1 protein-coding gene is annotated in these 916 nt (G+C 39.8%); it reads right to left on the reverse strand.

Annotation, left to right across the window (positions count from 1 at the left end; translation table 11 throughout):
* Window positions 1–117 precede the first annotated feature (117 nt).
* On the reverse strand, window positions 118–891 hold the full coding sequence (locus EXA13_RS16575; RefSeq protein ID WP_238134092.1) for a nuclease-related domain-containing protein: 774 nt from the start codon (window positions 889–891) through the stop codon (window positions 118–120).
* Window positions 892–916 lie beyond the last annotated feature (25 nt).

The raw sequence follows: 916 nt of genomic DNA on the forward strand, positions 1-916 counted from the left end.
TAACGCCCGCTTAAGGGGCAGCCAACGCTACTACCAACTTTCCGCATAACACCGTAATCACCGAAACCAACGCATAGTAAAAATACCGCGCGTTGGCTGTCCCTCTTGAAGCGTTTGTTAGTTGAATTTTTCTACAGTTTTACACTTGGGGAATCCAGAGCACCCCCAAAACTGTTTTCCCTTATTCTCACCGCGCTTAGTTTCACGTAGAACCATTTCTGAACCACAACGCGAACATTGCTTTACGAACTCTTTTGATGCGGCCAGCTCTTTAACATGCTTTCGATGCTTAAAGTTTGTTACAACACCTCTATCAAGTTTGACGTTGTTAATCGCATCAATGAGATGAATGTACTCTGCATCCGAAAAGACCGGTTGATCGAACTGCTTGATGTAGTTTAAACAGCCTCGTGCATAAGTGACGTTTTCAGGCATATCTGTTTTGAACGTACTGTCGCCAATGAACACAATTACTGAGTGTGTTTTTGATGAGTCTATGTTTAGCAATAATTCCAGCGTTTTAACATGCTTATAATTTTGATGAAGAGGATTCTGAAACTTAGAGGTGTGACGATAGATTTTCTGAGTCCACTGCTTTTGCTCTTTTGAACCAAAAATCCAACCTTTCATATTCTTAGTTTCGATTACGAAAACACCAAACTTAGATACAACTATATGATCGATTTGGGTTGTACCATCTTCAGTTGGCAATGTGACGTCTTTTACCAGCGTATAATCTGATGTCGGCAACTGGGACAGTAGTTTGTTTACCAGAAATTCTCCAAATACACCTTTAAACCAGCGACTCTTAAAAAGCGAGATGACGAATAATAAGGGTATTAAATACCAAACTTGAGCAAATGATTCCGAAAATAATCCGAATATATCCACTGAATTTCCTTATTCAACTAACGCC

The organism is Vibrio cincinnatiensis, assembly GCF_022113815.1.
GTDB classification, from domain to species: Bacteria; Pseudomonadota; Gammaproteobacteria; order Enterobacterales; family Vibrionaceae; genus Vibrio; species Vibrio cincinnatiensis_A.